Raw genomic sequence first — 19,936 nt, forward strand, 5'->3', positions numbered from 1 at the left:
ATATCTCGCTATTTTTAGTTCTTTCCGCTTAAAGCGGCATCATGCTTTATACCCAATAGGTTGCAAAATGATGGTTATCTCTCTGGCTGGTCGGAACGTGACACTAAGTTGCACCAGAGCTGAATGCTTAACCTTAAATACATTGCTAGCGCACCTATTCGCTAGCAAACCACTGTCTCGCGGTTGCTATCCTAGTAGAGTCCTTTCTTCACTCACAAGAATTTAAACAAATTATTTACAAGAAATTCACCCTGCATCACATTACGCAATGTCGACAGTTACACCCGACATCATAAAACGAGTGACACCTAAGGCAAAGCCGCCATAACCCCTACTATTATTAGCATTAGTCGTCCTTACGCGTAATTTTAAGCAAATACCAATTCTTGATAATTGTTAAAAACAAGACGGAATTCACAGTTCAAATACGCACCTCAATTAACAAGGTTGCACAAAGTTGCAACATGCTTGATATTGTCTGAAATAAAATCATAACTCCCCTTATGGAAGGAGATAGACCGCATGGGTAGCACCACAATGGGCGTGAAGCTCGATGAAGCGACACGTGACCGTATTAAAGCCGCGGCACAGCGTATTGACCGCACGCCACACTGGCTTATCAAGCAGGCAATTTTTAACTATTTGGAACGACTGGAAAATAACAGCGAATTACCGGAGCTTCCTGCAACAAATGCGGCCACCTCTCAGGAAGCGGACGACATTATGCCGCAAGTCACTGAAAGCGCCCACCAGCCATTCTTAGATTTTGCCGAGCAGGTGCTGCCGCAATCGGTTACCCGAGCCGCTATCACCGCGGCCTATCGCCGCCCAGAGACAGAAGCCATTCCCATGCTATTGGAGCAGGCGCGCTTACCGGCAGACCAGGCGCAAGCAACCCATAAACTGGCTTACTCCATTGCTGAGAAACTGCGTAATCAAAAGAGTGCCAATGGTCGTGCCGGGATAGTCCAAGGCTTGCTGCAAGAGTTTTCACTCTCTTCACAAGAAGGCGTGGCATTGATGTGTCTGGCAGAAGCCCTGCTGCGTATTCCGGATAAACCCACTCGTGACGCTCTGATTCGCGATAAAATCAGCAATGGCAACTGGCACTCCCATTTGGGCCGTAGCCCGTCAATGTTTGTCAATGCAGCGACCTGGGGCCTGCTGTTTACCGGCCATCTGGTTTCGACTCACAATGAAGCCAAACTCTCCAGCTCCTTAAACCGAATTATTGGTAAAGGCGGCGAACCGCTGATCCGCAAAGGCGTGGATATGGCCATGCGCCTGATGGGTGAGCAATTTGTGACTGGCGAAACCATTGCGGAAGCATTGGCTAATGCCCGCAAGCTGGAAGATAAAGGTTTCCGTTACTCTTACGATATGCTGGGTGAAGCCGCGCTGACAGAAGCGGATGCTCAGGCTTATCTGCTCTCTTACCAACAGGCAATTCATGCCATTGGTAAAGCGTCAAATGGTCGGGGGATTTATGAAGGGCCGGGGATTTCAATCAAACTTTCGGCACTGCACCCTCGTTACAGCCGTGCTCAATATGAGCGAGTCATGGATGAGCTTTATCCGCGTTTGTTGTCACTCACCCTGCAAGCTCGCCAGTACGATATTGGGATTAATATTGACGCCGAAGAAGCCGATCGTCTGGAAATTTCACTCGATCTGCTGGAAAAACTCTGCTTTGAGCCAAAGCTGGCAGGCTGGAATGGTATTGGCTTCGTTATTCAGGCCTATCAAAAACGCTGCCCATTCACCATTGATGCAGTAATAGATATGGCGCAGCGCAGCCGTCGCCGCCTGATGATCCGCTTGGTCAAAGGTGCATATTGGGACAGCGAAATCAAACGCGCCCAAATGGATGGCTTAGAGGGTTACCCGGTTTATACCCGCAAAGTTTATACCGATGTTTCTTATCTGGCTTGCGCACGAAAATTACTGGCGGTGCCTAACCTGATTTACCCGCAATTCGCCACCCACAACGCGCATACGTTATCAGCGATTTACCATCTTGCTGGGCAGAATTACTACCCTGGGCAATATGAATTCCAGTGTCTGCATGGTATGGGTGAACCGCTGTATGAGCAGGTAGTTGGGAAAGTTGCCGAGGGTAAGCTTAATCGACCATGCCGTATTTATGCACCGGTGGGCACCCATGAAACATTGCTGGCCTATTTAGTTCGCCGCCTGTTGGAAAACGGGGCAAATACCTCATTTGTTAACCGTATTGCGGACGCCACCCTACCACTGGATGAATTAGTCGCCGATCCGGTGAGTGCCGTGGAGGCTATCGCCGCCAGTGAGGGGCAACTCGGCTTACCTCACCCACGAATCCCATTACCTCGGGATTTGTATGGTAAAGACCGCGCTAACTCCAGCGGGTTAGATTTGGCCAACGAACATCGTCTGGCCTCACTCTCCAGCGCATTACTCACCAGTGCCAGTCAACTGTGGCGGGCAGAGCCTATTATTGATGCCGAGCTTGATAGCGGTGTCGATCTGCCCGTTATCAACCCCGCCGAGCCAACAGATATCGTCGGTTACGTTCGTGAAGCCACAGAAGCTGAAGTGAGCCGTGCTTTGGATGCCGCAGCCAATGCCGGGGCGATTTGGTTTGCCACCCCACCGGCGGAGCGAGCCGCTATTTTAGTGCGTGCTGCCGAGCTGATGGAAAATCAGATGCAAACACTGATGGGTATCCTGGTGCGCGAAGCCGGTAAAACCTTCAGTAATGCCATTGCAGAAGTGCGTGAAGCCGTTGATTTCCTGCACTACTATGCCGGAATGGTACGTGATAACTTTTCTAATGATAGCCACCGCCCACTCGGCCCAGTGGTTTGCATTAGCCCATGGAACTTCCCACTCGCCATCTTTACCGGTCAGGTTGCTGCTGCTTTAGCTGCCGGTAACAGTGTGTTGGCAAAACCGGCAGAACAGACACCACTGGTTGCCGCTCAGGCCGTTCGTATTCTACTGGAAGCCGGTATCCCGCAAGGTGTACTGCAACTGTTGCCGGGCCAAGGTGACAGTGTTGGCGCCACACTCGTCAACGATGCGCGAGTACGCGGCGTGATGTTTACGGGCTCAACCGAAGTAGCGAGCATTCTACAGCGCAGCATTGCTGGTAGACTTGATCCTCAGGGCCGCCCAACCCCATTAATTGCTGAGACCGGTGGTCTCAATGCCATGATAGTGGACTCTTCGGCGCTTACCGAGCAAGTGGTCACGGACGTTGTTGCTTCGGCCTTTGACAGCGCAGGTCAGCGTTGTTCCGCTTTACGCATCCTCTGCATTCAGGATGATGTCGCTGAGCACACCTTACAAATGCTACGTGGCGCCATGGCTGAATGCCGGATGGGCAACCCAGAACGCCTATCTACCGATATCGGGCCGGTGATTGATGCGGAGGCTAAAGCTGGCATTGAACGCCATATCCAGGCGATGCGCGCCAAAGGGCGCAAGGTTTATCAAGCTGCCCGCAGCAATGAACAAGATGAGAAAGAGTGGCAACACGGCACCTTTATCAAACCGACCTTAATAGAGTTGGATAGTTTTGATGAACTGCAAAAAGAGATCTTCGGCCCAGTGCTGCACGTAGTGCGCTTCCAGCGCCAGAACCTGAGTGCACTGGTCGATCAAATCAATGCTTCTGGTTATGGCCTGACGTTAGGCATTCACACCCGTATTGATGAAACCATCGCCCATATCACTGAAAAAGCCAAAGTCGGAAATCTCTACGTTAACCGCAATATGGTCGGTGCAGTGGTCGGGGTACAGCCTTTTGGTGGTGAAGGTTTATCTGGCACGGGCCCTAAAGCCGGCGGCCCGCTGTATCTGTATCGCCTTCTGTGCAGTCGCCCGGAAGATGCGGTGGTCAATACACTGTCACATCCGCATAGTGAAGAAGTGCAGAATGTCGCTGGCCGTGAAATGTTGCAAGCCGCCCATCACGCTCTGATCACATGGGCTGGAGAGCAGCAACACAGCGAGCTCGCTGAATTGGCGCAGCGCTATGGTGAGTTGGCTCAAGGGGGAACAGTCCGGTTGTTACCGGGGCCAACCGGTGAGCGTAATACTTATGCTCTGTTACCTCGTGAGCGAGTGTTATGTTTAGCTGATACCGAGGCCGATGCACTGACACAACTCGCCGCCGTACTGGCAACCGGCAGTGAGGTATTATGGTCGGAAAATACCGTGCAAAGTGATTTGTTCCGCAAATTACCTCCAGTTGTGCAAGCGCGTATTACCCTCACTAAAGATTGGCAAACGGCTAATGTCAGCTTTGATGCGGTTATCTACCACGGCGATGCCGACCAATTGCGTATCTTGTGTGAGCAGATAGCGCAAATTGATGGGCCAATTGTCTCGGTACAAGGTTTTGCCCGTGGTGAAACCAATATCCTGTTAGAGCGCTTGCTCATTGAGCACTCACTCAGTGTCAATACTGCGGCAGCGGGTGGCAATGCCAGCCTGATGACCATCGGCTAGCTTTTCGTATTTCCAATTTTTTAATTAGCATAATAAGGCCCTTTGGGGCCTTATTATTTGCTCGATAATGAGTGTTTATTTCTCGAGGTATCCCGCACTGTCGTGTGCAAAACCGCAACAATCCTCTTTTTCTCTGGCAACATTCCGCATCTCTAGCTTCGTGTTCTTGTCACCTTGCTGTGCCTAACTCACTATTAATTCAAGCAAACAACTGAGCGACTTGTGTTCCTAGCTTTCTTCTTAGTGAAGATATTCTATACAGCAACTTTCAGAGGTGATATTTATATTCATGGCTGATAAAAAGATTATTGATGAGACCCATCAAATTGCTAGCCGGCGCGGTAATGGTCAATTACGCCGCGAGATATGGGCCGACCGGTCAGGTACCATTACCCGTTATAATTTAGCCTATATCAATCACTGTTTATCGCGGGGTGATAATGGTCGGGTCATCGGTTATGACAATGCTCATGGGTATCATCATCGCCATTACTTAGGCGCCATTGAAGCGGTTAATTTTGTCAGCTTTGAACAAATAGAGGATTGCTTTCAAAAGGATTGGACTTCACTAAGGAGAAGTTAATGGACAAGCTAGTCATCAAAACTGCAACGGAAGATGAATTTTTCAAGCGAGGTAAACAACTCGCAGCCTTGGCTGATGTGGGGCAAACATTACCTGAAGAGCATATAATTACTTTCGAAGACCCGTTGGAAATGGTGCGAGTATTAAGTGCCGCACGCATCGTGCTACTACGAGCCGTCAAAAAGCATCCCGGTTCTATCACCTCCCTTTCAACGCTACTCAAAAGAGATCGCAGTGCCGTCACCCGCGATGTCGCTATTTTGCAGAAAGCGGGGTTGGTTACCGTGGAACAGAAAGTATTACCCGGCCATGGGCGCATGAAAGAAGTTAAAACAACCGCTCATCGCCTTAAGCTCGAAGCCTTTCTATAGCACTGCCGAAAAAATCAGGGGCCATTGGCGGCCCCATTACACAACTGTTTATGCTCATTAACACACTTTATGCTAATTAACCCACTGGCGACTCAGTGATTATTCAGGAACTTATCCAGGAACTGCCGAGTGCGGTCATGTTGCGGATGAGCAAACAATTCTTTCGCTGGCCCTTGTTCAACAATCCGCCCATGGTCCATAAAGATAGCCCGATCCGCGACATCGCGAGCAAAGCTCATTTCATGAGTGACGATGACCATCGTGCGTTTTTCTTCAGCCAATGCACGGATAGTATTTAATACCTCACCCACCAGCTCGGGGTCTAGCGCAGAAGTCGGTTCATCAAACAAAATGACCTGAGGTTGCATTGCCAATGCCCGAGCGATAGCAACACGTTGCTGCTGACCACCAGATAAACGGCGAGGATAAGCATCTTCCTTGCCACTTAACCCAACTTTTGCCAACAACGCCCGCGCCCGCTTTTCAGCCTCAGCGCGTTTCTCGCCCTTAACAATGACCGGCCCCTCAATGATATTTTCCAGCACTGACCGGTGCGGAAACAGATTGAAGCTTTGAAACACGAACCCTACTTGCTGGCGTAGTGCGCGCACCTGACGTTGCTGCCTGCTGATAGGAATACTGCCGTCAATCTCTATATCACCCACTCGAATAATCCCCGAGTCAGGGATCTCCAGCAGGTTGATACTCCGTAGCAAGGTGGTTTTTCCTGAGCCACTAGGCCCGATGATCGCCACCACTTCGCCACTATTCACTTCAAGATCGATACCATGTAGTACCCGTTGACCTTTAAACTGTTTGGTCAGTTTTTTCACGTCGATGGCACTCATGGCTACTCCTGATCCTGACGATTAACATGTGCTTCCAGGCGATTTTGTAATGCTGACAACAATGTTGCCATGATCCAGTAAATCAATGATGCCGCCAGATACATAGTGAAAACTTCCAGTGTCCGAGACGTTACCAATTGCGCCTGGCGGAACAGCTCAGGCACCTGAATGGTGGCCGCCAGAGAAGTATCTTTGACCAAACCAATAAAACTGTTACCCAGTGGGGGTAAAGCGGTGCGCCCGGCTTGTGGCAATATCACCCGATAAAGTGTCTGCCAGCGTGTCATCCCGATACTGGCCGCCGCTTCCCACTGCCCTTTCTCAATTGATGAAATGGCAGCACGCAGTGTCTCGGAGGTATAAGCCGCAGTATTCAATGATAAGCCAATCAACGCCGCTGGCATTGGGTCCAGCTCAATACCAAACTGTGGTAAACCATAATAAATCATGAACAGCTGGGCAATTAATGGCGTACCACGGAAAATGGAGACGTAAAAACGCGAGAGCAGTGAAAGTGGCAAGAAACGGGATAGCCGCATCATTGCCAACATAAAACCTAATGCCAGACCAAAAAACATCCCCCCCAGACTAAGCTGGAGGGTAAACCAAGCACCTTTCAATAAAAATGGTGCTGAATCCAGCACCAATTGAATACTTTCTTGCATTATTTAGTTACGTCCGCACCAAAATATTTTTCAGAAATTTTGGCCAATGTGCCATCTTTTTGCATCTCAGCAATAGCCTGATTGATTGCCGCTAACAACTGAGGGTTATTTTTACGCAATGCCACGCCTGACTCCTGACGAGCAAACGCTGGGCCAGCAACGGCAAGGGTGTCATTGGTTTTCTTCACCAAATCCAACGCCGCTAAGCGATCAACTAAAATGGCGTCTGTACGGCCAACGCGAAGATCCTGATACTTGGTTGGGTCATCATCATAAGTACGGATATCAACACCTTTCAGGTTGTCACGTAACCACTGCTCATAGTTACTGCCCAAGCCGACGCCGACTTTTTTACCTTCCAAATCTTCAGGTTTGTTGAACTTGCCTTCATTACCTTTCTTGGTCAAAACCTGAATACCAGAGATGGTATAAGGGGTTGAGAAATCATACTTTTTCTTACGTTCTTCCGAGATAGTGACTTGGTTAATCGCCACATCAATACGTTTGGACTCCAGTGAGGCCAGCATGCCATCCCATTTAGTTGGAGTGATTTTTGCCTTAACACCCATGTGTTCAGCCAATGCGTTAGCAAAATCCACTTCGAATCCAGTCAGTTTGCCATCTTCACCTTGGAAGCTGAACGGAGGATAAGTCCCTTCCAGGCCGACCACCAGAGTTCCGCGTTCTTTGACCTGATCGAGCAGGTCAGCCGCAGCGTAAGACTTCACATTAAGGCCGGTTGCCAGTGCAACTGCCACCATACCCAGAACCATTCGACGACGTACAATTGAAAAGCTCATACATACCCCAACTGTCATGTTTGTTTTTGATATTCAGTACTTTATCAGTGCTGTTAATGGAATAAAGGAATATAAAATAATAACGATAGCCATAAATGGAATAAGCAATAACCAAAGGTTACACCTGTGGATGATATGCAAATAATGCCGGGGCACCGCCAGTGTGAATAAACAGAATCGGCCCCTCATCACGAAACTTTTTCTGCTCCAGGCCATCGAGTAAACCCGCCATCGCCTTACCGGTATAAACAGGATCCAGCAACATGCCCTCTAACCTTGCCAGCAGCCCTATCGCGGCCAATCCTTCTTCGTTTGGCTCGCCATAGCGCGGAGCGAAATAGTCATCCCACAAGGTAATTGCTGCCTGCGGCCCAGTAATGCCAAGGGATGCGGCCAGTTTTTCCTGAATATCCACCACTTTAGGCCGTTGTTCATCCGCTTTACGCGACACTGTCACGCCGATCAATTCAACCTCAGGTAGCAGTTGCTGTAACCCCACGGCTAACCCGGCATGAGTCCCGGCACTACCCGAGGCCACCACCACCGAGCTAAAAGCAACATTCCCTGCCGACTGGGCAGCAATTTCCAATGCGCACTGCACATAGCCCAATGCACCTAAGGCATTGGAGCCGCCAACCGGCACCACATAAGGGCGAAAACCTTGCGCTTCAATTCGAGTAGCCAGCTCCGCTAATTGCTGATTGGGGTCGTGCAAGCCATCACACATCACCACATCGGCATTAAACAAATCCAGCAGCAATCGATTGCCATTGGTCAGATAATTTTCCGCTGAAGTGCCGATAGGATTCTCGAGTAACGCAACACAATGTAGCCCCAGCTTGGCGGCAACGGCGGCTGTTTGACGCACATGATTAGACTGAATAGCCCCAGCGGTTACCAGTGTATCGGCCCCCTGCCTCAGTGCATCGGCAGCCAAAAACTCCAGCTTACGCAACTTGTTACCACCTAGTGCCAGCGGGGTGACATCATCACGTTTGATATAAATTTCACGTCCCAGGTAATCGGAGAGTCGAGATAATTTTTCTAATGGTGTCGTATGACCGACCAAGTCCAGGCGCGGAAATTGCGCCAGTTTATGTTGAAACGTCACGGGTCCCCCGGGGAATTAATGAGTTACTGCAATTACATAGATTTATCAGATGTAACACGAATAATCACTGATTTTATTATAGATGTCGGTAAGCAACAGCGTCGGAGATTAATATCATAGGAGGAATAAATGAAACGCCCGGCGAAGGAGAAACCTTGCCGGGCGCTGAATCACGGAAGAGTGTGACTGAATAGTTTTGCGTTATATTAGAAATGATTCCACTGAAAACACAGAGCTTTCTCAACTGCTGGAATGCGCTCTATTAACCTTAGTAATTTTTTTGCCATGCCAAATATTGATCATATTTACGCAAAGCAATGCGGTAATTGTTATGTGCGGCATTGGGCAGTTCATCGATAATACGCTGATGCATGGTTTCACTGGCGAATTTTTCTGCTGGGTAATTAGTGGCAACCAGCATTTCATCTAATCGACGTAGACGCACAACATATTCACGAACAGTGCTATGACTCATCTCAGTTTGTTCAAATAGATACTGTTTGAACGCCATAATATCAAAATAACCCGGTGCGCTATTACAGTATATCTCACTGCAAAAGCGGCATAATGCGGTTAATTCATGCTGAAGTTTTGACCAGACTTGATCGTCAATAGGCTGGTCCATGCCAGCGATTGCTTCTTTATTAATAATTTGTCCGCGAAAAACCAATGCCATGCGGTCGAGTTCTTTATGACAATGTGAGCAATGAGTTTGGCCGTGCTTATAATCTTTTAAATAACGGCTCAGCGGCCGCTTTTTTAACTGAAGTCCTGGCATGAGAAGACCTGCATTAATAAAGTTAAACACTGTGATATCACTGAGCGAAAGTGAATTAAGAGTCGTTACTCAGGCGGGCGCGTAAGCGTTTTATCGCCTGGCTATGAAGCTGACTGACGCGGGATTCCCCCACTTCGAGTACAGCGCCGATTTCTTTCAGGTTCAGCTCTTCCTGGTAATACAGCGTCAACACCATTTTCTCACGTTCCGGCAATGCCTCGATCGCTTCAATGACGCGCTGGCGCAGATTTCCTTCCAACAAATGTTGCAACGGATTGGCATCTTCATGCCCTTCCAGCAGCGGCTCGACACTTTCACCATGCTCTTCTCGCCATTCGTCATAGGAGAAAAGCTGGCTGTTATTGGTGTCTAATAAGATCTGGCGATATTCGGCCAGATCAATTTCAAGAATTTGCGCCACTTCCTGCTCAGTTGCCGGTCGCCCAAGCCGCTGTTCGACTTTTTGCATGGCGCTGGCAACTTCGCGAGCATTACGCCGAACACTGCGCGGAGCCCAATCTCGGCTGCGCAGCTCATCCAACATGGCGCCACGTATACGCTGTACCGCATAAGTGGTAAATGCGGTTCCTTGTAAAGCGTCATAACGCTCAACGGCATTCAGCAGACCAATCCCCCCAGCCTGCAACAAATCGTCCAATTCCACACTGGCCGGCAGGCGCACCTGCAAACGTAATGCCTCATGGCGCACCAGAGGAACATAACGTTGCCAGAGGGAATTCTTGTCCATCACGCCTTCGGCGGTATACAGATCGCTCACTAGACAGGCACCTAAGGGTAAGAGAGTCGTACCATTATCCTGTCAGGTCAGTCAGACAATCGCCGGAATAGGCCTATAAAAGGGCGGCTATTTGGCTTATGCCTGCGAGTTTTACGGTTAATCTACTGCTTAGAGTGAAAAAACAGAGCGAGAAGTTGCAGTAAAAACCAGCAAAAATAGATAATTAGCGCCTGATTTGAACTGTCCTTATCGAAATAGCTCTGTTTATTATTTCGACAAGGCAAGATAAAACCCCGCCGTAGCGGGGTTTGAAAACTTATGGTGTATCTGTGGAATTAACGCAGCAGAGACAGCACAGTTTGTGGAACCTGGTTTGCCTGAGACAGTACTGAAGTACCTGCTTGTTGCAGAATCTGCGCACGGCTCATGTTAGATACTTCTGTTGCATAGTCAGCATCTTCGATACGGCTACGAGCAGAAGTCAGGTTGTTTACGGTGTTGTTCAAGTTGGTGACAGCAGACTCGAAACGGTTTTGTACCGCACCCAGTTGGCTACGGAAACCATCAACTTGTTTGATAGCACTATCCAAAGTTTCCAATGGTGAAGCCGTTGCTGCACCAGCAGGGGTATATTGTTTACCATCTAATGAGGTTGTAAAAGCAGTCTTGGCAGTTGTAACTGCAGCAGCAAGAGTCGCATCACCAGGAGTACCAGCAGCAGCAGCAGCAACAGCTGTAGCTAAACCGGCTGCTTTTCCAGCGATATCAGTATCTTTAAAGGTGACTGCGCCACTAGTTGCATCTACAGCACCTTGATACTGTTTACCATCACTAGTACGGATAACATAGTCAGTATACGCACCAGTAGTTGCATCGGCAGTACCAACACCGTGAACTGTTGCACCTTTACCAGCAGCTGCCTCAACCCCTTTCATATCAATAGCAGTAGTTGTGGTTACACCACCAGTTGTTGAAGTCAATGCAGTCAGTGAGTTGGTCACACCGCTGACACTAAAGCTGCCCAGACCCAGACTTTGTGAATCGATTTTCTGCAAATTGATGGAGATAGTTTCGCCATCATTTGCACCAACCTGGATGTTCATGGTGGTGTTTTCAGCCAGAACTTTAGTGCCGTTGAACTGAGTCTGTGAAGACACACGGTCAATTTCGCTCAAACGCTGGCTGATTTCGTCCTGGATTGAGGTCAAATCGCTGCTTGAGTTAGAACCAGTTTGCGCTTGAACGGTCAATTCACGAACACGTTGCAAGTTGTTGTTGATTTCGTTCAGTGAACCTTCAGTGGTCTGAGCGATAGAGATACCATCGTTAGCGTTACGAGCTGCTTGAGTCAGGCCTTTGATGTTAGAGGTGAAGCGGTTAGCAATAGCTTGACCCGCAGCATCATCTTTCGCACTGTTGATACGCAGACCAGAAGACAAACGCTCAATGGCGGTGCCTAAAGAAGACTGGGATTTGTTCAGGTTGTTCTGAGTCATCAGAGACAAGCTGTTAGTGTTAATTACCGCCATAGTATTATTCCTTAAATGCTGTTGGGTTATGGTTTGGGCTTACTGCCCACGGCTTCATCACCGTCACAACTTGTATCGGCGCTCTTTAAGGAACCTTTAGTCATTCCACTAAATAATTTTAAAAATTTATAATATTATTCTGCCATTCCTCCTTATATTACTTACCTATTCAATGGCAGAAATAGCCCCCTGTTATCCCCTGTTATTCCAGCCATTATAAATTTACTTTTATGTGTAAACTTTCTTTCTCCTCAGCCGATAACCATTGCAACGACACTTGAAAATTAAGGATTAGATATGGCAAGTATCAGTGCATTGGGCACCGGTTCAGGATTAAATTTAACGTCTTTGTTAGATCAGTTAAGTACTGCAGAACAAGGGCGTTTAACCCCACTAACACAACAGCAAACCAGCTATAAAGGCAAATTGACGGCCTTTGGTGTGCTGCAAAGTGCCCTAGCAAAATTAGAAACTTCAGCCGCAGCATTAAAAAAAGCAGACACCATAAACACCACAACTGTTAGTGGTAGTAATACCGCATTTAGTGCAACCACAGACAGCAAAGCCACTGCGGGCTCTTATACTATTGAAGTCACTAATATTGCTAAAGCACAATCACTGTTGTCCTCTGACGTCGCAACCGCAACCGAGCAGTTGGGTAATAGTAATGCCAGCCGAACTATTACTATTAGTCAACCAGGGCAGAAAAAACCGCTGGAAGTCACGTTAGAGAGTGGAAAAACCTCACTGACTGATATTCGTGACGCTATTAATAAACAAGAAGGCAGTGTCAGCGCCAGTATCATGAAAGCCGATGACAATACCTATTATTTGTCATTAACAGCTAAAGATACCGGAACTCAGTCAGAAATGACGGTGAGTGTGACTGGCGATGATACTTTAAATGATTTTCTTAACTATACGCCAAGTGCTACCGGTGGTAGTGGTGGGATGACACAAAAAGTCGCCGCAGAGAATGCTGAATTAACGGTCAACGGCACCAGCATTGTACGTCAAAGCAATACGATTACAGATGCGCCTCAAGGCGTAACAATTAATCTAAAATCAGAGACAAAGGCTGGCGCACCAGAACAATTAAACATCATTCGTGATAACTCAGCGACTAAAACGGCAATCCAATCTTTTGTTGATGCATATAACTCGCTGCAAACCACCTTTGCTTCTTTAACGAAATATACAGCAGTTGAAGCCGGTGCCGACCAGTCCACCAGTAATGGGGCATTAGTTGGTGATGGCACTTTACGTAATATCCAAACTCAGTTGAAAGGTCTAATCGGGTCGGCTCAATCCGGCGATATTAAAACTCTCACCAGTTTAGGCATTACACAGGATCTTGATGGGAAATTAGTCGTTAATTCAGACAAACTTGATGCTGCATTAAAAGATAAACCCAACAGTGTCACTGCATTCTTTGTCGGCGATGGTAAAACCACCGGTTTTGCTACCCTAACTGATAACTTGCTTAATACTGCTCTCGATACAACTAATGGCTCACTGAAAAATGCCACTGACGGTATCAATAAGTCATTAAAAAGTTTAGATAAACAAATTACTGCTACCACTGATAGCATCACTGCCACTATTGCGCGTTATAAAACACAGTTTACGCAATTAGATAAAATGATGACTTCATTAAACAGTACGGCTAACTTCTTAACACAGCAATTCAGTTCATAAAGGATAGTGTATGTATAACCGATCAGGGAGCCAAACCTACGCACAAGTAGGGTTGGAAAGTGGCGTAATGAGTGCCAGCCCTCATCAGTTGATCGTGATGCTATTCGACGGGGCGCAGAGCGCCCTGGTTCGTGCACGAATTCTGATGACTCAAGGTGATATCCCAGCAAAAGGGGCTGAGATATCTAAAGCGATCAACATTATTAATAATGGTCTGAGCGCAGGTATCGATATAGAAAAAGGCGGCGAGCTGGCAGAAAACTTGTCAGCCTTGTATGACTATATGTCACGGCGCTTGTTGCATGCCAATTTGCATAATGACGAACAGGCCATTGATGAAGTCTTGGCTCTGCTCGAAAATATAGCAGATGCATGGCGGCAGATCGGCCCCAATTATCAACCTGATTAGGACCCCATTTAATGGAACGTCACCAGCACCTTTTGTCCGAATATCAACAAATCCTGACCCTCAGTGAGCAAATGTTAATGCTGGCGACTGAGGGAAAATGGGATGCGCTGGTTGATCTGGAAATGACTTACCTCAAAGCAGTTGAAAATACGGCTAATGTGACTATTTCGTCCTGCACATCTTCGGTGCTGCAAGAGCTATTACGGGAGAAGCTGAAAGCTATTCTGGATAATGAAATAGAGATTAAGCGTTTATTACAACTGCGTCTCGATGCATTAAGTGAATTGGTCGGGCAATCCACCCGACAGCAGGCGGTTAATAATACCTATGGTCAATTTCCTGACCATGCATTGCTGCTAGGCGAAACACAATAATCTCCAGTTCGCCTGGCCACAATATATCGACTTGTTGCGAAGCAATAACTTGCAACTTAAATGATTATCATGATAACTACTTTTAATTACCATTATTTTTAACATGGGATTATATTGACAGTAACAATTACTCATATCTAACTGACTATTATTCTCATATTTAATACTTTTCGCTAAAATAGTCAGTTACTGTAAGTTTTCTATTAAAATGGGTTGCCAGTCTGCTATTCAAAGCGTAAAGATATTCTCAGGCCAAAATTGTGAAATGAATATCGATGGAACGTACAATTAATTTTTGCCCTGGTGTGGGTAGCTCGGCACATGTTATTCAACACACAGAGCTACTACTCTCCTCTGTCTATATTGAGCATCCATTGCTCATTATGGTTAACCGTGGGCATAAGATTATTCGTTGGAATAATCAAGAATGTCGAGTTCAATCGGGCGAAATAGTCGCAGTGAGTAGTGGCCAAACCATTGATATAGTTAACGGCCTATCTGATGATGGGTTATTTTTCAGTCATCAGCTTCGTTGTGATCCTCGTTTGATAGCCACATTTGCCAATCACCCAGCATCATCTGGCCTTAGGGCCATTCCTAGTGTGATGCCAGTGCGTAATTTAGCTCCCGAATTTATTAATACCTTCGGAAATACCTTTAAAGCCATCTCAGATATTGGCGATATCCCTCCATCTATCGTCAGGCATCGTATGCTTGAATTACTGCTTTGGTTAGCTCAGCGAGGGGTTAAATTCACACTCAATGAAAGTCACTCATTAACTGAGCAGGTACGCCGTTGTCTGGCGATTGACCCCCACAAAATATGGTCAGCATCGGAGGTCGCCGAACATATGGCAATGAGCGAAGTGGTATTACGGCGAAAACTTGCGGCGGAAAATACATTATTACGCGATTTGATGATTGATGTTCGTATGACCAGTGCCTTACGTTTATTGCAAGGGACAGATTGGCCGATTTCATTAATTGCCAGCCAAGTTGGTTACGAAAGCGCATCACGCTTCGCTGAACGTTTTCGTAAACGTTTTGGTTTTGCTCCCACCGCCATTCGCGGGCATCATCGTTTACAACCCCCTGATAATGAGCCATCGCCCCCCAACTATCATAGTTATTTAAATCTTCATACACCGGATTTAGACTCAATCTAAACTCATTGAAGCTTCAGATAATTTTCACTGTAGCTCTTTGTTCTCCAATCTAAAATACATCCGCCTCGCTTATTTAAGCTTTCTCTATCTGTATTACAGCCAGTTATTTAGATTGCTAAACACTGCTTTTGGATATTCTGCGCGTTAAAACGTTTTTTTTACTGCGGTCATTAGTTATTTCATCCAACAAACCGGACTTGATAACTAAAAAAGTGATTACAATCATGCAATTATCCATAACCCACTGAAAAAAAGGGAAATATGTTAGTTAGGCCAGTACATTCTATTATTAAATTTGATTAAATAATAATCTTCCGGGATGGTTATGATGCTTAGCAACCTGTTCGGACTAAAAAACCGCTATCCTCTGCACATCCAGATTGCAGCCCTGTTTACGTTGCTGATTGTCTCAATTGGCACGGTAATTATTATCTTTGGTCATAGCCAACTCACTAAATTGACTGAAATCAGCACCAATAGGCAGTATCAAAAAACTGGCCAAGCAATTGCGGCCGAGTTAGATGCGGTGACCCGCCCGATGATGATGTCGGTTAATATTCTCGCCAGTATGCAAATTACAGAATTATCCACCCTTGAACAAAGAATGAACTTTGTGGGTAAGTTTATTGAAATCCTCAAGCAGAATAACTATGCCAGCGCTGTCTACAGTGCTTATCCTAATGGGGATTTATTTATGCTGAGGCGTCTGACAGCGGCTAATCGCCTCTTATTTCATGCCCCTGAAGATGCTGAGTGGATGATTCAAAGTAATCGCTTTCTCGATAGCTTGCCGGAAAAACGCTTTATCTATCTGAATAAACAGCAGCAAGTCATTGCCGTTATGCCTCGGGACAATGATAACTATGATCCCCGCCGGCGAGATTGGTTTATTTTGGCCTCGGCCAGCCCTACATTAGTCACCTCCCCTATCTATATTTTCAAAGGCACAGGAGAGGCGGGTTTTACTTATAGCCGTCAGGCTGAGAATAAAAAGGCAATTATTGGACTCGATGTTTCATTAGCATCTTTATCACAATTTCTTGTTAAACAAAACTTACCGCCAGGCAGTCAGGCCATCATTATTAACTCTCGCGGCGAAGTTATCGCTAGCTTGCCAAAAATCAAAGAAAGCACAACAGTCTCTGCCAGTGCTGATAAACAAGTTCCGGTATTGCAAGCATTGCTAAATGCTAAAGAAAATAGCACCGCCACCAACAATCTTGATGGTAATAGTGGTGATAGCATCATGTTTGAAGCACAAAGTCAGCAATGGTATGGTGCTGTTGTCGATATTAATAACAATAACAATAAATATCAGTTAGTCATTGCGACTCCAGCCAGCTATCTAACTGCCGATGCTAATTCTATTCGTAATCATTCGACCTTTATTGCCTTTATTCTTCTGATGCTCAGCTTGCCGATCGTCTGGTACTTCTCCAGAAAAATATCCAACCCGCTTATTCGTCTCCGTAAAGATGCTGACTCCATCAGCAACTTATATTTCGAGGAACACGAGGTAGAGCACTCGGTGATTGAAGAAGTGGATGAATTGCACAAATCAATGTCAAAAATGAAGTCGACGCTAAAACAGTTTATTTCCATGGGCAATATGCTGACAGCCGAAAGTAACTTCTTCCGTCAGATGCAGGGTTTATTGAGTGAAACCACGGAAATTGCAGCAATGACTGGGGGGATGATATTCCTCGCGGATAAAAATGAAGGGATCTTTACGCCAACGGCATTTCGCTGGAATGGTGAAAATATCCCTGTGGCAGAGATGTCTTCATTACAGGTAGCAGAAGATAATTTTGCCACCTTCCATCCCGTGCTGGAGGGAAAAACCATCACTGGCACATTGAACAAAGAAAATATATTCAGCCAATTGAAAGACTTCCTCCTGCCCTATTTACCGCTACGTTTTATTGCTGTGCCAATGAAGACGCATGATGAACAATTATTGGGCTTCTTGCTGCTCTTTAACCCTTATGTATTAAATACTGAACGTGAACGGTCAAAAATTCAGTTAGTTAATGCGCTGGTTGGTAGTTTGTCTGTTTCTGTAGAAACACAACGATTACTGCAAGAACAAAAAAATCTGCTCAATGCATTTATAGAGCTTATTGCCGGTGCAATAGATGCCAAGAGTGCTTATACCGGAGGGCACTGCCAGCGGGTACCTGAAATAACCAAAATGCTTGCCAAAGCCGCGGTTAATGTTAAAGAAGGGCCTTTTGCTGACTTTACTTTATCAGAGAATGAGTGGGAAGAACTGCATACAGCTTGCTGGTTACATGACTGTGGCAAGATAACAACACCAGAATTTGTTGTCGATAAATCAACAAAACTGGAATTAATTTATGACCGTATTCACGAGGTAAGAATGCGGTTTGAAGTATTAAAACGTGAGAAAGAAATTGCCTTCTTGCGCCGCCATGCCACCATCACGGCCAGTGAAGCTGACCAACAATTGCTGGCTGATGAATTGCGCCAGTTAGATGAAGATTTTTACTTTATCGCTAACTGTAATGTCGGCGGCGAATTTATGTCTGATGAAGCAATAACCCGTATTCAGCAAATTGCCGGTTATCGCTGGACGCGCACATTGGATGATAACGCTGGTATTGCTAATGAGGAACGAGCACGTAAAGCCCGGCAGCCAGCCGCATCATTGCCAGTACAAGAGCCTATGCTGGCAGATAAAGAAGAACATATTATTTATCGCGATAATAAAAACAGACGCCCAGAATATTATGATTTCAAAGTGCCAGAGCCAACCTTACTTTATAACCGTGGGGAGATTTATAACCTCAGTATTCGCCGTGGGACACTGACGGAAGAAGATCGCTATAAAATAAATGAGCATATTATGCAGACCATTGTAATGCTTAAAAAACTCCCCTTCCCGCGCACCATGGCGAATGTGCCCACTATTGCCGGCGGGCATCATGAACGGATGGATGGTAAAGGATATCCTTATCGACTCAATTATACCCAGATGAGTATTCCTGTCCGTATGATGGCCATTGCTGATGTTTTTGAAGCGCTGACCGCCGCCGATCGCCCTTATAAACCGGGGAAATTGTTATCTGAGGCACTGAACATCATGGTTAATATGGTGAACGAGAATCATCTGGATAGAGAGATATTTATCTTGTTCCTGCAATCGGGTATCTGGCATGAATACGCCGTGGCTCACTTGCAAGCCGATAAAGTGGATGTTATTGATGTATCGGCATTACTGCAAAGAATAGGTCATCAGAATATTACGTTGGCGGAGACGGCTTAAACACCAGCAGCAAGAAACGGAGTGTGCGCCAAACAGAATTGAGGCTAAGCTTTTCGCTTTTCACATGCACCATAAGGGAGTTTTTAAGCATGTTTTATAGCTACGGTGAAACAGAAATTAATCATCTCAAGCGGCGGGATAAAAAGATGGCGGCGGCCATCGATCGATTAGGGATGATAGCCCGCCCATTATCACCAGATCTATTTGCCGCATTAATCAGAAATATCGTTGATCAGCAAATATCGGTTAAAGCGGCGCTCACTGTTAATGCGCGCCTGGTGACTTTACTCGGTGCTGTTACACCAACGGCGGTGGCAGCAGCGCCTATTGAGGCTATTCAAGCTTGTGGTATGACCATGAGAAAAGCCGGATACATTAAAGGAGCCGCAGATGCGGCACTCGATGGATCACTGGATTTATCAGCTATCTCGCAGTTACCCGATAATGACGTCATTACTCAGTTATCGAACCTTAACGGCGTGGGTATTTGGACGGCAGAAATGCTGCTTATCTCTTCACTTTCTCGCCCAGATATAGTCAGTTGGGGTGACCTGGCAATACGCCGAGGTATGATGAATTTATATCGCCATAAAACATTGCCGCGCGAGCGTTTTGAACGATATCGCCGCCGTTATACCCCTTATGGTACCACTGCATCACTTTATCTATGGGCATTGTCACACGAAGAATTTGAATAACATCTGTGGCGCAGTTATTGCCTTATATTATTCCTCAAGATATCGCCCGCCCATTCTATCTAATGCATTCGCCAGCCTTTTAATATTAACGCAGCCAGGTTTCGGCGTATCAAACCTCGAGCTGCAAGTATTTTTCATCTGCCCAACCCAATAAGCTTTAAGAATGGATAAATCGACTAATTTCATGCAGGCAATTCGCTCTTTCTTCACATAGCGATTACTGCAAACAGCTTCTGAAACTTTCATTATTGCCGGTTCGGCCAAGAGTGGTTGGAGTTCACTAGAGAATGAAAAAATAGGAAAAGAGACAAGGAATATCATTAAATAAATTCTCATTACAGCCACCTATATCAATTGATTTGAATAATAAATATCGCATCGAATTGT

At 46.3% G+C, this 19,936-nt stretch carries 17 protein-coding genes; 9 read left to right on the plus strand and 8 right to left on the minus strand.

Translation table 11 applies throughout. The features are described 5' to 3' along the window. Positions 1 to 522: 522 nt before the first annotated feature. The 3 genes from putA to N0H69_RS16140 all read left to right on the plus strand — a co-directional run bounded on the left by putA (position 523) and on the right by N0H69_RS16140 (position 5,448). On the plus strand, positions 523 to 4,494 hold the full coding sequence (putA, locus tag N0H69_RS16130) for a trifunctional transcriptional regulator/proline dehydrogenase/L-glutamate gamma-semialdehyde dehydrogenase (protein WP_050151299.1): 3,972 nt from the start codon (positions 523 to 525) through the stop codon (positions 4,492 to 4,494). 289 nt (positions 4,495 to 4,783) lie between these two features. Beyond that, positions 4,784 to 5,077: a toxin-antitoxin system TumE family protein gene (locus N0H69_RS16135; protein ID WP_050121963.1), complete on the plus strand. Its 294-nt coding sequence runs from the start codon at positions 4,784 to 4,786 to the stop codon at positions 5,075 to 5,077. Beyond that, on the plus strand, positions 5,077 to 5,448 hold the full coding sequence (locus N0H69_RS16140) for an HVO_A0114 family putative DNA-binding protein (protein WP_050106652.1): 372 nt from the start codon (positions 5,077 to 5,079) through the stop codon (positions 5,446 to 5,448). The genes N0H69_RS16135 and N0H69_RS16140 overlap by 1 nt, the downstream gene beginning before the upstream one ends. 92 nt (positions 5,449 to 5,540) lie before the next feature. On the opposite strand, the gene tcyN is transcribed toward N0H69_RS16140, so the two are convergent. The 7 genes from tcyN to N0H69_RS16175 all read right to left on the minus strand — a co-directional run bounded on the left by tcyN (position 5,541) and on the right by N0H69_RS16175 (position 11,918). Then, positions 5,541 to 6,296, minus strand: a complete 756-nt coding sequence (gene tcyN, locus N0H69_RS16145) for an L-cystine ABC transporter ATP-binding protein TcyN (protein ID WP_050151300.1) — start codon at positions 6,294 to 6,296, stop codon at positions 5,541 to 5,543. A gap of 2 nt (positions 6,297 to 6,298) precedes the next feature. Next, positions 6,299 to 6,961, minus strand: a complete 663-nt coding sequence (gene tcyL, locus N0H69_RS16150) for a cystine ABC transporter permease (RefSeq protein WP_005160319.1) — start codon at positions 6,959 to 6,961, stop codon at positions 6,299 to 6,301. Continuing rightward, a complete protein-coding gene (gene tcyJ, locus N0H69_RS16155; RefSeq protein ID WP_050106654.1) occupies positions 6,961 to 7,761 on the minus strand; it encodes a cystine ABC transporter substrate-binding protein in 801 nt (266 codons plus the stop codon). The genes tcyL and tcyJ overlap by 1 nt, the downstream gene beginning before the upstream one ends. Positions 7,762 to 7,879: 118 nt before the next feature. After that, positions 7,880 to 8,872, minus strand: a complete 993-nt coding sequence (locus N0H69_RS16160) for a D-cysteine desulfhydrase (RefSeq protein WP_050106655.1) — start codon at positions 8,870 to 8,872, stop codon at positions 7,880 to 7,882. Positions 8,873 to 9,140: 268 nt separating this feature from the next. Beyond that, entirely contained in the window at positions 9,141 to 9,650 is a 510-nt protein-coding gene (fliZ, locus tag N0H69_RS16165) for a flagella biosynthesis regulatory protein FliZ (protein WP_004708222.1), read from the minus strand. Between the two features lie 55 nt (positions 9,651 to 9,705). After that, positions 9,706 to 10,428, minus strand: a complete 723-nt coding sequence (locus N0H69_RS16170) for an RNA polymerase sigma factor FliA (RefSeq protein ID WP_050106656.1) — start codon at positions 10,426 to 10,428, stop codon at positions 9,706 to 9,708. A 296-nt stretch (positions 10,429 to 10,724) separates the two neighbouring features. Next, entirely contained in the window at positions 10,725 to 11,918 is a 1,194-nt protein-coding gene (locus N0H69_RS16175; RefSeq protein WP_050151301.1) for a flagellin FliC, read from the minus strand. A gap of 297 nt (positions 11,919 to 12,215) precedes the next feature. On the opposite strand from N0H69_RS16175, the gene fliD reads away from it, so the two are divergent. The 6 genes from fliD to N0H69_RS16205 all read left to right on the plus strand — a co-directional run bounded on the left by fliD (position 12,216) and on the right by N0H69_RS16205 (position 19,549). Further along, a complete protein-coding gene (fliD, locus tag N0H69_RS16180; RefSeq protein ID WP_050145301.1) occupies positions 12,216 to 13,616 on the plus strand; it encodes a flagellar filament capping protein FliD in 1,401 nt (466 codons plus the stop codon). Positions 13,617 to 13,626: 10 nt separating this feature from the next. Next, the gene (gene fliS, locus N0H69_RS16185) at positions 13,627 to 14,025 is read left to right on the plus strand and encodes a flagellar export chaperone FliS (RefSeq protein WP_050129682.1); all 399 of its coding nucleotides are present in this window, start codon (positions 13,627 to 13,629) and stop codon (positions 14,023 to 14,025) included. 11 nt (positions 14,026 to 14,036) lie between these two features. Continuing rightward, positions 14,037 to 14,399 (plus strand): flagella biosynthesis regulatory protein FliT, encoded by a 363-nt coding sequence (fliT, locus tag N0H69_RS16190; RefSeq protein ID WP_050106659.1) that lies wholly within the window; start codon positions 14,037 to 14,039, stop codon positions 14,397 to 14,399. Positions 14,400 to 14,674: 275 nt separating this feature from the next. Further along, positions 14,675 to 15,565, plus strand: a complete 891-nt coding sequence (locus N0H69_RS16195; RefSeq protein WP_050121959.1) for a helix-turn-helix transcriptional regulator — start codon at positions 14,675 to 14,677, stop codon at positions 15,563 to 15,565. A 328-nt stretch (positions 15,566 to 15,893) separates the two neighbouring features. Further along, the gene (locus N0H69_RS16200) at positions 15,894 to 18,851 is read left to right on the plus strand and encodes an HD domain-containing phosphohydrolase (protein WP_050151384.1); all 2,958 of its coding nucleotides are present in this window, start codon (positions 15,894 to 15,896) and stop codon (positions 18,849 to 18,851) included. Between the two features lie 89 nt (positions 18,852 to 18,940). Continuing rightward, positions 18,941 to 19,549 carry a DNA-3-methyladenine glycosylase family protein gene (locus N0H69_RS16205; RefSeq protein ID WP_050121958.1) on the plus strand — a complete coding sequence of 203 codons (609 nt, stop codon included), beginning with the start codon at positions 18,941 to 18,943 and terminating at the stop codon, positions 19,547 to 19,549. A gap of 27 nt (positions 19,550 to 19,576) precedes the next feature. Here N0H69_RS16205 and N0H69_RS16210 read toward each other — a convergent pair whose 3' ends face one another. Continuing rightward, positions 19,577 to 19,885: a hypothetical protein gene (locus N0H69_RS16210; RefSeq protein WP_072077527.1), complete on the minus strand. Its 309-nt coding sequence runs from the start codon at positions 19,883 to 19,885 to the stop codon at positions 19,577 to 19,579. Positions 19,886 to 19,936: the final 51 nt, after the last annotated feature.

It is taken from the genome of Yersinia alsatica, assembly GCF_025133195.1.
In the GTDB taxonomy this organism is placed as follows: domain Bacteria; phylum Pseudomonadota; class Gammaproteobacteria; order Enterobacterales; family Enterobacteriaceae; genus Yersinia; species Yersinia alsatica.

Bases quoted from the DNA above. Each gene is read 5' to 3' on its own strand.
- putA (WP_050151299.1), top strand. From the start codon at position 523: ATGGGTAGCACCACAATGGGCGTGAAGCTCGATGAAGCGACACGTGAC.
- N0H69_RS16135 (WP_050121963.1), top strand. From the start codon at position 4,784: ATGGCTGATAAAAAGATTATTGATGAGACCCATCAAATTGCTAGCCGG.
- N0H69_RS16140 (WP_050106652.1), top strand. From the start codon at position 5,077: ATGGACAAGCTAGTCATCAAAACTGCAACGGAAGATGAATTTTTCAAG.
- tcyN (WP_050151300.1), bottom strand. From the start codon at position 6,296: ATGAGTGCCATCGACGTGAAAAAACTGACCAAACAGTTTAAAGGTCAA.
- tcyL (WP_005160319.1), bottom strand. From the start codon at position 6,961: ATGCAAGAAAGTATTCAATTGGTGCTGGATTCAGCACCATTTTTATTG.
- tcyJ (WP_050106654.1), bottom strand. From the start codon at position 7,761: ATGAGCTTTTCAATTGTACGTCGTCGAATGGTTCTGGGTATGGTGGCA.
- fliZ (WP_004708222.1), bottom strand. From the start codon at position 9,650: ATGCCAGGACTTCAGTTAAAAAAGCGGCCGCTGAGCCGTTATTTAAAA.
- N0H69_RS16175 (WP_050151301.1), bottom strand. From the start codon at position 11,918: ATGGCGGTAATTAACACTAACAGCTTGTCTCTGATGACTCAGAACAAC.
- fliD (WP_050145301.1), top strand. From the start codon at position 12,216: ATGGCAAGTATCAGTGCATTGGGCACCGGTTCAGGATTAAATTTAACG.
- fliS (WP_050129682.1), top strand. From the start codon at position 13,627: ATGTATAACCGATCAGGGAGCCAAACCTACGCACAAGTAGGGTTGGAA.
- fliT (WP_050106659.1), top strand. From the start codon at position 14,037: ATGGAACGTCACCAGCACCTTTTGTCCGAATATCAACAAATCCTGACC.
- N0H69_RS16195 (WP_050121959.1), top strand. From the start codon at position 14,675: ATGGAACGTACAATTAATTTTTGCCCTGGTGTGGGTAGCTCGGCACAT.
- N0H69_RS16200 (WP_050151384.1), top strand. From the start codon at position 15,894: ATGCTTAGCAACCTGTTCGGACTAAAAAACCGCTATCCTCTGCACATC.
- N0H69_RS16205 (WP_050121958.1), top strand. From the start codon at position 18,941: ATGTTTTATAGCTACGGTGAAACAGAAATTAATCATCTCAAGCGGCGG.
- N0H69_RS16210 (WP_072077527.1), bottom strand. From the start codon at position 19,885: ATGAGAATTTATTTAATGATATTCCTTGTCTCTTTTCCTATTTTTTCA.